The sequence below is a fragment of the Brachyspira aalborgi genome, from assembly GCF_008016455.1.
In the GTDB taxonomy this organism is placed as follows: Bacteria; Spirochaetota; Brachyspiria; order Brachyspirales; family Brachyspiraceae; genus Brachyspira; species Brachyspira aalborgi.
The window spans coordinates 744235-758013 of the sequence record NZ_SAXU01000001.1; the positions used below are offsets into that span (position 1 = coordinate 744235).

11 protein-coding genes and 1 tRNA gene are annotated in these 13779 nt (G+C 30.4%); 1 reads left to right on the forward strand and 11 read right to left on the reverse strand.

Annotated elements, in window-relative coordinates:
* Window positions 1-23 precede the first annotated feature (23 nt).
* From EPJ79_RS03360 to EPJ79_RS03405, 10 genes are all read right to left on the reverse strand, one after another.
* Window positions 24-1013, reverse strand: coding sequence for a hypothetical protein (locus EPJ79_RS03360; protein WP_147738439.1), 990 nt, complete (start codon window positions 1011-1013; stop codon window positions 24-26).
* Between the two features lie 248 nt (window positions 1014-1261).
* Window positions 1262-3361 (reverse strand): 6-bladed beta-propeller, encoded by a 2100-nt coding sequence (locus EPJ79_RS03365; protein ID WP_147738440.1) that lies wholly within the window; start codon window positions 3359-3361, stop codon window positions 1262-1264.
* Window positions 3362-3410: 49 nt separating this feature from the next.
* Window positions 3411-3483, reverse strand: a tRNA-Thr gene (locus EPJ79_RS03370).
* Between the two features lie 56 nt (window positions 3484-3539).
* Entirely contained in the window at window positions 3540-4256 is a 717-nt protein-coding gene (locus tag EPJ79_RS03375) for a lytic transglycosylase domain-containing protein (protein ID WP_147738441.1), read from the reverse strand.
* 25 nt (window positions 4257-4281) lie between these two features.
* Entirely contained in the window at window positions 4282-4716 is a 435-nt protein-coding gene (locus EPJ79_RS03380) for a flagellar FliJ family protein (RefSeq protein ID WP_147526629.1), read from the reverse strand.
* A gap of 24 nt (window positions 4717-4740) precedes the next feature.
* A complete protein-coding gene (locus tag EPJ79_RS03385) occupies window positions 4741-6213 on the reverse strand; it encodes a FliI/YscN family ATPase (protein ID WP_147738442.1) in 1473 nt (490 codons plus the stop codon).
* Between the two features lie 26 nt (window positions 6214-6239).
* Window positions 6240-7142, reverse strand: a complete 903-nt coding sequence (fliH, locus tag EPJ79_RS03390) for a flagellar assembly protein FliH (protein WP_021959381.1) — start codon at window positions 7140-7142, stop codon at window positions 6240-6242.
* 21 nt (window positions 7143-7163) lie between these two features.
* Window positions 7164-8204, reverse strand: a complete 1041-nt coding sequence (gene fliG, locus EPJ79_RS03395; protein ID WP_021959382.1) for a flagellar motor switch protein FliG — start codon at window positions 8202-8204, stop codon at window positions 7164-7166.
* 53 nt (window positions 8205-8257) lie between these two features.
* Window positions 8258-9961 (reverse strand): flagellar basal-body MS-ring/collar protein FliF, encoded by a 1704-nt coding sequence (fliF, locus tag EPJ79_RS03400; protein WP_021959383.1) that lies wholly within the window; start codon window positions 9959-9961, stop codon window positions 8258-8260.
* A 207-nt stretch (window positions 9962-10168) separates the two neighbouring features.
* On the reverse strand, window positions 10169-10654 hold the full coding sequence (locus EPJ79_RS03405) for a CinA family protein (protein ID WP_147738443.1): 486 nt from the start codon (window positions 10652-10654) through the stop codon (window positions 10169-10171).
* Window positions 10655-10828: 174 nt separating this feature from the next.
* Between EPJ79_RS03405 and EPJ79_RS03410 the strand changes: the two genes are divergently transcribed.
* A complete protein-coding gene (locus tag EPJ79_RS03410; RefSeq protein WP_147738444.1) occupies window positions 10829-11722 on the forward strand; it encodes an Rpn family recombination-promoting nuclease/putative transposase in 894 nt (297 codons plus the stop codon).
* Window positions 11723-12309: 587 nt separating this feature from the next.
* On the opposite strand, the gene EPJ79_RS03415 is transcribed toward EPJ79_RS03410, so the two are convergent.
* The gene (locus tag EPJ79_RS03415; protein ID WP_147738445.1) at window positions 12310-13524 is read right to left on the reverse strand and encodes a cell surface protein; all 1215 of its coding nucleotides are present in this window, start codon (window positions 13522-13524) and stop codon (window positions 12310-12312) included.
* Window positions 13525-13779 lie beyond the last annotated feature (255 nt).

A 13779-nucleotide genomic window follows, 5' to 3' on the forward strand; every position in this document is an offset into this window, starting at 1 on the left:
TATTTAGTAAAATAAAAATCATATTATATAAGATTTATATTTTGCATCTCGTTAATAAAATTTTTAATTTTATTTGATTTAATAAAGGCGTTCATTTTATTTCTTAAATACAATTTTACTAAAAAATCTATCGGATTATATATTTTATCGTTAGTTCGTTTATTATATATTAAATCTAACAAAATATTACTGCAATAATCATAATACATTTTTCTTATTTCATCTCTATTCTTTCTTATCGGCATCCACCATACTATTTTATTTATGTATTTTAGAATATTATTATCAATAATTTTTCTCTTATCTCTTAATGCATTAAAAGGGAAATTTTTGCTATTTACTTCAAACTCTCCAGCATACACGGTAGAAACATTATAAATTTTAGAGAATATAGAAAAAACACTTTGGTCATGTCTATGTTCTATAAATCCATCCAAATTTGGCAATTTTGAAGGAGTATCGTCAACTAAAGAAAAATCGTCATAAAAAACTTGAAGCCATTTATTAACAAATTCTAAATTAATATCATTCTTTTCAAATATACAAATAGTTGCAGGTCTCATCGAAGTGTCTGTAATATTTTTATCTTTGAGTTTATCGAAATAATTGAATAAATCGGCTTTTGTATAATGGGCTTCTACCCAATGCGATTTATAGCATAAAGCTTTATGTTCAATTACAATATCCAAATATTCGTAAAATCGTTTTTCTCCTTCTTTATTTATATGACAACCTACATCCGCATAAACTAAAATATCGCCGTCTTTTATATTTTCTAAAGTTTTTAAGATTATAAAAGGTTTCCAGCACCAATAACCAAATCCTCTACTCGGAACTAATTTATGAGATAATAACGCTTCAAATTTTTCATCTTTCGGCAAATTATATTCGTTGTAAATAAAAATATTGTCGAAAAAATTACTCTCTTTTGCCTGATTATGAAATCTAATAATAGACGGCATAAGTTCTATATTAGCGAAAGCGCATAAGTATATGTTTCTTCCCTTATACATATACTACGCCCCGCAAATATAAAAGATTCAATGCGAAATTATATTTTAGAGTATAATTATAGTTCTGTTCTGTTCTGTTCTGTTCTGTTCTGTTCTGTTCTTCATGAGAATTTACCTTCGTTAAACTAACATAGAGCCAAATGCATACTTATGCAAGCAAACTTATTTATTTGGCGTTTAATTAATATTTTCAATATAGAAAAATTATAACATATTAAATAAAAATGTCAATAACTTATATTATATATTTAAGGAACTATATAACCTGATTCTTCTTCACCAAACATATCTCTATATTGCACTCTAACTTTTATAGCTCTATACTGTCCGCTTTCTCTTATATTTTTATAACTGCTATAATAAATATAATATCTTCCGAAATTGATATTTTTTATATTATTAATCGCCTCTCTATAATTGATTGAACTATCGCCGTTAATTATATAGCCATAAGTATTTTTTGAAATGAAATCTAAAAAATAATTATTTTTATTTAATCCCAAATAAACTTGATTTAATGAAACCGCGTTATTTTTTGCGAAACTTGACAAATCGTTAAAATCCATTGAAACAAAAGCGTTATCGTCAATATCGCTTACTGAAAAATGTATAATCGCCGTTTTCTTAAAGCTATTTAAAGATTGTCTTATCGCTTCATAATAAGCTTCTCCAAGCGCCGAATTTCCGCCCGAAAATCTAAAATTATTTGCGTTTTCAATTATCCTTAAATTAGCTTGAGAATAATTTTCCGATTTATAAACTCCATCGTTATAATGAATAACCAAAACCTCGTCATTATTCGTCAAACTCAAAGTAAAATTGCTTATCTCTTCTTTTAATCTGCCTTCATAATTTTTTGCAGCTGCGCTATCTTCTATAAGATAAATAAATCTATATTGATATAATTCTGGCGCATCGTATAAAGCTACTTTATGCTCGGTTAAATCGTTTTCCGTAATATAAAAATTATCCGCTGTTAAACCTATAACAGGATTTGCAAGTCTATCTCTAACCGTAACGGAAGAGACAACTACAGGAAATTTGCTTAAATATTGTTTATCTAAAAATACATCCAAGTTGGCATAATATTCTTCTTTTCTCGTATAAACATCTATTCTTCCCGACATAAAATCGGCTAAATAAATCGCTCCGTTTTTATCTTCTGCAATCGAAGTAGGAGTTGTAGTATATCTTTCCGAATTATTAAATAAAGTAAACGAATTAGCATTAATATCGTAATAATAAACTTTACCTCCGTCCGCTATGAATAAATTTCCATCCGAAGAAAAAGACAAACCTCTCGGCTCTTTAAACATTTCATGCTTAATAGTCGAAACATAATTTCCGCTAATATCGAATTTTTGAATTCGTTTATTTCCCATATCCGCCACATATATATTACTTTGATTAACGACAATTCCCGCAGGCGAAAAAAACTCTCCTTCATTTTCTCCAAGTTTTCCGAAACTAAATAAATAATTTCCGTTAATATCAAACACAACTATTCTATTATTTCCGCTATCTGAAACATATAATCTGCCATAATTATCCGCATAAACAGAATTCGGTCCTAATAATTGTCCGTTGCTTATTCCCGAAACTCCTATATTAGTTATATAATTTCCGTTGGAATTATACTTAAATATTTTGTCTTTTTTCGTATTCGCTATATAAATATTTCCGTCCGTATCTATCGCAAAACCTCTTGGATTTTCTAATTTTTCGTAAGGATAAACTCTCGTTACAAATTGAACCGCTTTCCCCCACCAATTTAATTGCGAATTTTCAAGCCTTTTGCCTTGCGATATTTTTTTAATCAAATTTCCGTTAGCGTCAAATCTCTTTAATGAAGAATCGCTATAATCCAAAACATAAATTGTTCCGTCATCCAAAACTTTTAATTGTATCGGTTGATTAATATTTTTCATAAAATTTGCATTTGTAGAAAAAGCTTTTAAATAAATAAAATTACTAAAAGTATCTTTAGTATCTTCAATATTTGCCGTATAATATTTATTAATTTTAGATAATATTATTGCATCTTCATATCCCATTCTTGTAATATTAAGCCATTCGTTAATAGCCAAAGACATATAACCCGCTTTATATAAAGCTTTGCTATACCAATATCTTATAAATTTATCGGTTGGATTTGTATTTAAAGATGTTCTGAAACTCGCTATTGAAGCGTCATATCTCTCCTGATTATAATAATGCACTCCTCTTATAAGTTCTTTATAAGAATCGTAAGTTTCCGTGTTTACATAATATGGCGTTTTATCAAAAGCGTTTAAAAGCGATATAACCGTTAAAAATAATGTTATTATCGCTGCAAGTTTTAGTTTCATAAATATTATTTAATCCTCTTTCAAACTTGAATTTTTAATTAATGAGAAAAGCCCGCTATCGGGATTGAACCGATGACCCTCACCTTACCATGGTGATGCTCTACCATCTGAGCTAAGCGGGCAATTTCTACTATTATAAAATTACAGGCAAAAAAAGTCAAGTAAACTTAAATTTAACTTACTTTATATAACCTATAATATTTTTTACATAATTTTTAGTCTCGTCAATATTAGGAATTCTTTGCAATTTATCAACCAAATTCGGACCCGCATTATAGGCGGATAATGATAAATCTAATCTTCCATCATATCTATTTAACATTTGAGACAAATATTTAGTTCCCGTCATAATATTTATATAAGGGTCTTTCAAAAGTTCTTTATCATCAACTCCAAGCAAAGCTCCCGTTGAAGGCATTATTTGCATTAAACCAATAGCTCCTTTTGAACTAATAGCGTTTGGCATATAATTAGATTCCTGTTTAATAACCGCTTTAATCAAATACTCGGGAACGGAATATTTTTCTGACGCTTCTTTTATTATATTATCGTAAGTATTCGGAAAATCTGCCGAAGTCTTTTTATAAGCGTTTATTGCTTTTGCAAAATTATTTGTTATATCGTCATAAACGCCAAAAGAAAGTTTGCCGTTAAAAGCTTCTTCGTCTATAATTTTTCCGTTATCAATTTTATTATTCTTTATATTATTTTCTATTAAAAGAGAGCCTTCAGAATTATTTATTTTATTTTTAGAACTATTTACCATAGCCTCGTTTAAATATTCAGAAAAAGGTTTAATAGGCAATTGAGTATTGAGAGGAGCAAAACCCAATTTGTTAAAAGTATTTTGAATCTCCCCTATTCTGCTATGTATTTTTTGTATAGATTCTATCATAATAATTCCTTAATTTTATTTTTTATTAACTTATATATTCTTTTTTCCATTCGTCCAATTTAGACTGTTCTTCTTTATTAATTAATTTTTTATATTCCGCTAATTTTTTTTCTTTTAATATTTCAACCGCTCTCCTGCTATTCGTAGCTTCTTGCAAAATCTCCTGTCTTTTTCTTAATTCAATTTCAATAATAGACATATTATTTTCATGCAATCCTATTTGAGAATTAAGCGCCGTAATATAATCTCCCAAATAAAAACTCATATTCATCATCTCTCTTTCATCTTCAATAGAATCGACTATTTTTATTCCGTCATTAATCTTAAAAATGCAATTATCTTTTCCGTCTCTCTCTTTATTATATTCAGCCGAAACTTCCGCAACTTCAGCCTGCCTTTGTTTTTCTATATTCTTTCTCAATTTATATAAAGGCTCAAGTTTAAAATTAAATCTTTTCATTAATCATAAATCCAAATATCAATATTATAATATTACGAGATTATCGTTTAATAAATTATCTCCGACATATTGAACATTATCGGAAATTTTAGAATTCTCGTTTTCTATTTTTATATCTCCGCTTTCAAGCAAATCGTTTTCAATTTCTTCTCTAGAATAAAACATTGATAAAAGAGATTCTTTGCTGTCTGCAAAACTTGAAATTTCGTATATATCTTGCTGCAAATATTTATCCATAGCGGATTTATATTCTATAGCCTTATCAACTTCGGGCATACTTCCTTTAGCGTATCCGCCTATCATTATAAGCTCTTTAACTTCATTATAATCGGCACTCATTTTTAGAAACTCTTTAGCCGATTTTTTATGCATATCCGAAACGACTTCGCTCATTATTCTTGAAATGCTTTTATTTATATCTATAGCGGGATAATGTCCTCTATTCGCTAAATCTCTCGATAAAACTATATGTCCGTCTATTATTCCTCTAACCGCATCCGTAATCGGTTCGTCCAAATCGTCTCCTTCAACCAATACATTATAAAACGCCGTTATAGTTCCTTTCTTTGAAGTTCCCGTTCTTTCCAAAAGTTGAGCCAATTCGGAAAATACGCTCGGAGTATAACCTCTAGTTGTAGGTGGCTCGCCTCTTGAAAGTCCTATCTCTCTTTGAGCCAAAGCAAAGCGCGTAACGGAATCCATCATAAACATTACATCTTTCCCTTTATCTCTAAAATATTCGGCTATCGTAGTCGCAGTATATGCCGCTCTAACTCTCAATAAAGGAGCGTCATCGCTTGTGGCTACTATTATAACGCTTTTTTTTAATCCTTCTTCTCCTAAATCTCTTTCTATAAAATCCAATACTTCTCTTCTTCTCTCTCCTATAAGGGCGATAACATTTACATCAGCGTTAGTATTTCTAGCAATCATTGACAAAAGCGTAGATTTACCGACTCCCGTTCCGCTCATTATTCCCATTCTCTGCCCTTTTCCAACCGTCAAAAGTCCGTCTATAGCTCTAACGCCCGTTTGTATATGCTCTTTAATTCTAGGTCTATTTAAAGGATTAACCGCTCTATGATGTATTGAAATAGGAGTTTCATAAAATTTATGAACGCATCCGTTTAATGGTTTTCCCATTCCGTCTAAAATATTTCCTAATAATTTATCCGAACACATTATTGATAAAGGTTTGTCAAAAGAATAAACCATATTTCCAAAAGTTATGCCGTTTACCGAACCGTAAGCCGAAATAAGAACATCTTGATTTCTAAATCCTATAACCTCGCAGTCTATATATGTCTTATCGCTTTTATATATGCGACAAATATCTCCAAGTTTTGCAAAAGGTCCTTCGCTTATTATTAACGAACCCGTAATTTCTTTAACCTTTCCGCAAAATTTTAATAAAGCGACATCGTCAACGACTTCTTTATATTTATTAAAGGTATTTTGAATTTCAATAATCGATTCCCTACTTTGTTTTTTTAGCATAAGATAAACCTTTAATTATTATAAAATTAAAAACCTTTTATAGGTTCAACTTCTTTAATAGCCGTTTCAATTTCGTTTAATTGAGTATTTATTCTAGCGTCAATATCGCCAAAATCTGTCTCTATCATACAACCGCCAATATCGACATTAGGGTCTTCAAGAACGGTAACGCCTTCAATTTTATCTAACATTTGATAGAATTCGTCTTTATGTCTTGCAGAAACTTCCAAATCGTCAATATTTACTCTTATTGTAATTTTCGTTCTTCCTTTAATTCTTCTTAAAGCTTCTTGAATATTTCTTATAACGATTCCTTTATCTCTTTCGGTTAGCATTTTAACTACTCGTTTTGCTATAAGAACGGCAACCTCTATAACTTGAGCTTCCGCTGCGTCTATTATTTCGTTTCTTTTATTAATAGTCTCGCCTAAAATTTTTCTTAATTGTTCCGCCAATTTTGTTAAATCATTATTGCTGTCGGAAAATGATTTTTCAAAACCTTCATCATATCCTTTCGCATAACCTTCTTTATAAGCTGCATCTCTAATAGATTCTGATTCGCTTTCTATTTTAGCTTTTTCGGCGTTTGCATCTTGAATTATTTTTGAAGCGTCAACTTTAGCCTGTTCTGAAATAACATGAGCTTCGTTTTGTTTAGATTTAAAAATTTCAAAAGCCTGATTTTTAGCGTCTTCCATTATTCTATCCGCTTCATCGGAGGCTTTTCTTCTCATATCTCTTAAATCTTCTTCCCATTTCGCCCTTATTCCAGCAATTTCCGCTTCGATTTCCTCTATTGAAGGACCTCTATATTCTTCCTGCGCTTCCTCGTAATCCAATTCTTCTTTTGAAACATTATGAGGAACTGCTATATTAACTTTTTGAGTAAGTTCAACTATACTTTTAGCTTTAAAAACCTTCTCTGGCATAAATAACTCCTAATATAAATATCAAACAACCATTTCGTCTTCGCCAGCGCGAGCAATAACAATATCGCCTTGGTCTTCCAATTTACGAATAATATTAACGATTTTCTGCTGAGCTTCTTCAACATCTTTAAGTCTAACAGGTCCCATATAATCCATATCTTCTTTAAGCAATGCAGCCGCTCTTTTAGACATATTTCTATAAACCTTATCTTGAGCATCCGAATCAACGCTTTTAAGCGCTTTAGCCAAATCGTTAGAATCAACTTCGCGTAAAACTTTCTGTATCGCTCTATCGTCAAGAAGAACAATATCTTCAAATACGAACATGCGTTTCTTAATCTCTTCTGCAAGTTCTGGGTCATCCTCTTCCAAATTCTCAATAATACTTTTTTCAGTAGCTCTGTCTACGCTGTTAATAATTTCAACTATAGCATCGACTCCTCCAGCGCTCGTGAAATCTTCGCTTGCAAGAGTAGATAATTTTCTTTCAAGAACTCTTTCAACCTCTCTTAAAACCTCTGGAGAAGTTCTATCCATTATTGCAATTCTTTTTGCAACATCGGGTTGAATTTCAGAAGGCAATGAACCTAATATACTTGCAGCTTTTGGAGCTTCCAAATAAGCCAAAATAAGCGCTATAGTTTGCGGATGCTCGCCTTGTATAAAGTTAAGCAAATGAGCTGGGTCCGTTCTTCTTATAAAATCAAAAGGTCTAACTTGAAGCGAAGAAGTTAATCTATTTATAATATCGCTTGCCTTTTGACTTCCAACCGAACGCTCTAATAAATCTCTCGCGTAATCTATACCGCCTTGAGTTATAAAATCCTGAGCTATCATCATCTCTTGGAATTCTCTAAAAACGGCATCCTTATCGGCAGATTCGATATTTTCAAGTCTCGCTATATCAAAAGTAATTTGCTCTATTTCTTCTTCTCTCAAATGTTTAAATATTTCGCTTGAAGTTTCCATTCCTAAAGAAACAAGAAATATAGCGACTTTTTGACGCCCGCTTAAAACTCTCTGTTTTTTATCATTTTCTTTTTCTTTATTAGCCGTAGCCATAATATATCTCCTATTTTATAACTCAATATTTTTTATATTAATTTTATAATTTTTTATTGTTTATCGTCCGCCATCCAAGTTCTTAATAACTGCGCCACATCTTCGGGTCTTTCATGGCTCACTCTTATAACCTCTTCCATAAGTTTCTTTCTAGCGGCATCTTCTAAATTCATTTCCGTAATAGGCTCTTCATTTACATTCATCATAGCCTGTCTACGCATTTCCATTTGCTTTCTTTCAAGCTCTTCTTCTCTGAGTCTGCGTCTTCTTGCAAGTTCTTTTTGTATTGCTCTAACAATTAATACTAATATAAATAATGCAAGTAATGAAATCATAGCTATAACTAAAGTTTTCTTTATAAAATTGTTTCGCATGATTCTCGCATCTTCGGCGTCAAATCTATCCCAATGGTCAAATTGAAGATGAGTAACGCTTACTTGGTCTCCTCTTTTCAAATTATAACCTATAGCGGCTTGAACTAAAGAAGTAACATTTCTTATCTCTTCTGCAGATACGGGATGATATTCTCTAACATAACTCGTTCCATTAGTTATTACTGGATTTCCTCTCTCGTCATAAACTCTCGTCCATCTTCCGTCTAACGCTACCGCCGCCGATATTTTTCCTATTTGATAACTTCCCTTTTTTATCGCTTCATATCTTTTACTTAATTCGTAATTATCTTGAGTGTCCGTTTTTGTATAAGTTTGCCATCTATCGGTTTTATCTTTATATCCTGGAGGAACATTCTCTTCTGCGCCCGCCGCTCCTTGAGGAATAAATTGCTGTCCTTTCCAATCTTCAGTCACAGTTCTGCTTGAAACCTGCACTTTATTTGTAATAATACTATCGTCATAAGGAGTCGAAGGGTCATCCTCTTTTAAAACTATAGGCATAACGGAATTATTTGTAATAGTCACTTCATCCCATATTAATTCTAAAGCTATAGTAGTTTCGACTCTATTCGTATATATTCTTCCTAAAGTTTGTCTTATTTTATTTTCTATCTTTTTTCTCTCTCTGTCAACGATTTTTAATTCTTCTTGAGCTACTTTCAATTTTAAATTAGCGGCTTCGTCCGTAAAATCGGTTAATACCAATCCAACGCTATCGGTAATCGTTACAAATTCGGGTTGTAATTTATCTACTCCCATAGCGATTAATCTTTGAAGTCCTCTAACCGTTTTTGGGTCTCTTAAAATTTCTTCTTTAAAAGGTTCGGCTTTAATAACCACAGAAGCCGTAACGGGAGCGTCAACATCGGTTAAATATTCTTTTTTAGGAAAAGCCAAATCAACCGTAGCTTCTTGCACAAATTCTAATTTAGTTAATAATTGAGTAATCGCTTTAGTTAAAGACCTTCTTTTATTTATATCCAATTCGACATCTGTAATTCCTATACGCGGAGAATCAAATAATTCCCAACCGTCTAAAGAAGTTGGCATTTTTCCTTCTTTAACTAATTCTAATTCGGCTTTTGCTTTATCGGACATATTATTAAGAGTTATAAATCCGTTTCTATACTGATATTTAATATTGCTCGCTTCCAAAACGGATATTACATTTCTTGCATCCTCTTGACTTAAAGCTTTTTGAAATAATAAAGTTCCCGTTCTTCTTGAACTTAAAATTATAGTCGCTATAATCGCGCCAAGCGCCACAACCAAAATGCCAATTACTATAGCTTTTTGCACTTTAGTAGTTTTTGAAAAAATATTTTTAACTTGACTTATTAATTTATTTATAAAGTCCTGCATAGGAATACCTACCTAAAAAAAGTTATCTTTATAATCTATCGGAAATAATTATGTTTACTTTATAAAAAAATTATGTTTATTTATTAGTTAACATAATACTTATTATTTATATGATAATCTATAATATATTTTTTGTCAATAAGTAAACATAATATTTTTTAAAAAATATTTAATTTATTTTGTATTTTTAATAATTTTTATCATATTTTAATGATTATTTATAAAATTTAAGACCAAATCTAAAGCAAAAATAACGCTTTCCTCTCTTATTTTATCTCTATCTCCCGAAAAAATATTTTTATAAGCTTTAATATAATTTTCTGCCGATAAACAAATCCAAACCAAGCCTACGGGTTTATCTTCGCTTCCTCCGTCTGGTCCTGCAATTCCGCTAATCGCTATAGATATGTCCGATTTAATTATTTTTCTGCTATTTTCCGCCATTTCAATAACGCATTCTTTACTTACCGCTCCGTAATTTAATAGAGTTTCTTTTTTGACATTTATAATTTTATTTTTAATTTCATTTGAATAAGTTATAAAAGAACCTTCAAAACAAACGGAAGAACCGCTAATTGAAGTTATTGAAGATGCAAATAATCCGCCCGTGCAAGATTCCGCCGAAGTTATTTTTAATTTTTTTTCTATAAGTTTATTTACCAATTCTTTTGATTTAATTTTAATATTATTCATAATTAAAACCTTAATATCCGCTATATCCAACCTTTATATTTATGATTTTATAAGGTTTACTATAAGCATTAGTTTTGCATTCTCTATAATGAATTTATTATATAATTCTATATAACAATAATCAATACTATAAAGTCATTTTGACAAATAAAATTATTTTGTTATAATATCATTATGAAAGAATTTGAATATTTAGAAAAAAGCAAAAATAAAATTATTACCATTGATAATTTAAACAAGAAAAATGATTGTTTTATTCGTTATCTTTTTTCTGACGAAGGAAATGAAAATATTGTTTTAGATTTTATAAACGGAGTAATGATTGATTTAAATTTTCAAACTTTCAATAATGTTGTAATTTTAAATCCATTCAATTTGACTAAATATTTGGACGGCAAAGAATCAATCGTTGATGTGAAATGTATAACCGAAGATAATCAAACCGTTATAATTGAAATTCAATTGCAAGGAAATCAATATTTTATTCGCAGAAGTCTTTATTATTGGGCGAATAGTTATAGTTCTTTACTTAATAAATCGGAAAATTATACAAAACTTTCGCCCGTGATTAGCATTAATGTTTTAGATTTTGTTTTATTTAACGATATTAAAGATTTTCATTCTTGTTATTTATTAAAAGAAATCAAGCATAATAAAATATTAACCGACCATTGCATGTTGCATTATATCGAATTACCGAAATTTAATTTAAATAACGATAAAGAAAAATTATCAAGTTGGATAAAATTTTTCAAGGGGGAGAATATGTCAAACTTAATAAAAGAGAATAATATTTTTGAAGAAGTTGAGAAGAGATGCCAAAGTTTTATCGATAGCGACCCATTAATAAACGCTTATAGAAAAAAAGAATGGAATGAATATTTTTATAAGGATATGATGAATGTAGAGAGAGAAGAAGGAATTAAAGAAGGTATAGAAAAAGGAAAACTTGAAGGAATAAAAGAACGCAACTATTCAATAGCTAAAAATCTAAAAAAAGCTGGTTCAGATATAAAATTTATAAGTGAAATCACTGGCTTAACCATTGACGAAATAAAAAAACTTTAATATCGCCTTTTTAAACTTTATATTAATTAATTTATTATAATTTTTTTCTTATTGAAAGTTTCCTTCTGAGATTTTGCAACTTTTTAAACTTTAGATTAATTTCAACTTTATATTAATTCATTTATTATAATCGCACAATATTTTTAAAAATATTCAATTAAAATAAATCTGCAAAAAATAAAAGCGCCCTCCGTCCGCAACAAACGAAAGACGCCAAAATTATAGGAAATACAAAGGATTTGAGAATAATCCTCTGTATAAGAAAGATGCAATTTAAATTTTTACTTTATTATTAAATTAAAATTCTTGTTTTTTTTATCGCTCCGCTAACCTTCTTTAAAGTAAATCAAATTTTTAATCTTACTTTTTTAATATCAAATTAAAATAATCAAAAAACTATTTCTTTTTTTCGCTCTGCTCACCTTCGATAAAGTAAATCAAAATTCTTATTCTTTTTTAATAACAAAAATTATTTATTCTTTTTGGTATCAAAAAAATAAAAGAATTTCTTTCTAAAAAGAAAAAACTTATAAATAAGGAACTCGCCAATCGACAAGTCCCTTATTATAAATTTATTTACTTTCTAATTAAAGCGCTGGCAAATACCAAGTTATACCCGTAGAGGCTGCAAGGCTCACTGGTGCAACAGTATCTCTGCTTACATTTGCCTCAAAATACCATTCAAGGTTTTTGATTGGCGTAATATAAATTTCTGCATAAGCGCCCCAATATAAACTGTAAAGTTCTTTAACTTTGTTGTCTGTTGCGCTTCCTGATTGAGTAATTGTCAAACCCAATGAAGGCTCAACATATAATGAAACTATATCGCTGTTTGCAGTTATTCCCAAAGTTGGAGCTAATGTCAAATCCCACGCGCTTTTTTTCCAAGTAGCATTTCCGCCATAAGTAGTTGTAGGTTGAGTTGCACTTCCACTACCAGCATTAGCCATAAATGAAGTAAGCTCTCCCATAAATCTTGCAGAATCGTTAAGAGCTGAAAGCGCCGTCACGCTTGTTTTACTATGTTGTTTTCCTAAAGCTCCGTTATAAACCAATTTAATATAAGGTTGTAAAGCAACTTCTTCCACCATCGCGCCAAAGTAAAGTCTAAATTCAAATCCGAATGATTCCGCAATTGTTACTTTTTCTTTCTGTCCTCCTTCTGGACTTAATTGCATTCCATAGTTTCCATATTTAATAAGCAATCTGATTTGAGGCAAGAAGTCTAAACCTGTAAAATATCTAAATTGAGCGTCCAAACTTACAGCCGTTATGCTTCCTTTACCTACTCCGTCAAATTTGTCGGTAAGATTAACAACTTGAATAGGAATAGCCATTCTAAATGCGTTATCCAAAGCGTTTAAAACCAAAACAGGCGTATGAACTACGGCTTCCACTTTTTTAGGCTCGGTTTTATTGTTATATCTGTTCCATCTTGGTCCTATGGTTGCATTATAGCCAACTCCTACGCTTATTAATGAAGAAGTATAAGCTAAACCCATAGAAATTGTCGGAGTAAAGTCATAGAATAAACCTGCGCTTGGTCCTCCCGTTGTTGTAGTATCTGTAGCATTATTTACTAACATAGAACCATAAGCTCCTCTACCATTATTAAAGAATCCGAAAGTTCCTTTAATAGTGTCGTTTCCGAGCGTAAAGCCTAATTGCCACATTCTTGCTCTGAACTGATTACCATGAGTAAGGAAGCCAATCCAATCTCCCGAATTAACTCCATACATACCAAATACTGACGCGCTTGCCATAGAAAGCAAAGCTATTGTTGTTAGAAAAATCTTTTTCATTTTCTCTCTCCTTTTTTAAAATTTTTTTTGATTTTTCGTATTAAATAAAAAATCCTTCAAATTATCGCAAATGAAATAAATACGCCAAAAACCATAACAAGAACCATTTAAAGAATTATAATTTCCGATTTTTGACAAATTATAATTTTTGCTTTCAATGTTTACAAAATCGTAATTAAAAGATTTTACGAAATTACAATTTTCACCGAATGCAAAATTATAATTTTCATTAACCGAAGAATGATAATTTTTTAG

Excerpts from the sequence above, each read along its gene's own strand:
- EPJ79_RS03360 (WP_147738439.1), bottom strand. The coding sequence starts at position 1,013 with ATGTATAAGGGAAGAAACATATACTTATGCGCTTTCGCTAATATAGAA.
- EPJ79_RS03365 (WP_147738440.1), bottom strand. The coding sequence starts at position 3,361 with ATGAAACTAAAACTTGCAGCGATAATAACATTATTTTTAACGGTTATA.
- EPJ79_RS03375 (WP_147738441.1), bottom strand. The coding sequence starts at position 4,256 with ATGATAGAATCTATACAAAAAATACATAGCAGAATAGGGGAGATTCAA.
- EPJ79_RS03380 (WP_147526629.1), bottom strand. The coding sequence starts at position 4,716 with ATGAAAAGATTTAATTTTAAACTTGAGCCTTTATATAAATTGAGAAAG.
- EPJ79_RS03385 (WP_147738442.1), bottom strand. The coding sequence starts at position 6,213 with ATGCTAAAAAAACAAAGTAGGGAATCGATTATTGAAATTCAAAATACC.
- fliH (WP_021959381.1), bottom strand. The coding sequence starts at position 7,142 with ATGCCAGAGAAGGTTTTTAAAGCTAAAAGTATAGTTGAACTTACTCAA.
- fliG (WP_021959382.1), bottom strand. The coding sequence starts at position 8,204 with ATGGCTACGGCTAATAAAGAAAAAGAAAATGATAAAAAACAGAGAGTT.
- fliF (WP_021959383.1), bottom strand. The coding sequence starts at position 9,961 with ATGCAGGACTTTATAAATAAATTAATAAGTCAAGTTAAAAATATTTTT.
- EPJ79_RS03405 (WP_147738443.1), bottom strand. The coding sequence starts at position 10,654 with ATGAATAATATTAAAATTAAATCAAAAGAATTGGTAAATAAACTTATA.
- EPJ79_RS03410 (WP_147738444.1), top strand. The coding sequence starts at position 10,829 with ATGAAAGAATTTGAATATTTAGAAAAAAGCAAAAATAAAATTATTACC.
- EPJ79_RS03415 (WP_147738445.1), bottom strand. The coding sequence starts at position 13,524 with ATGAAAAAGATTTTTCTAACAACAATAGCTTTGCTTTCTATGGCAAGC.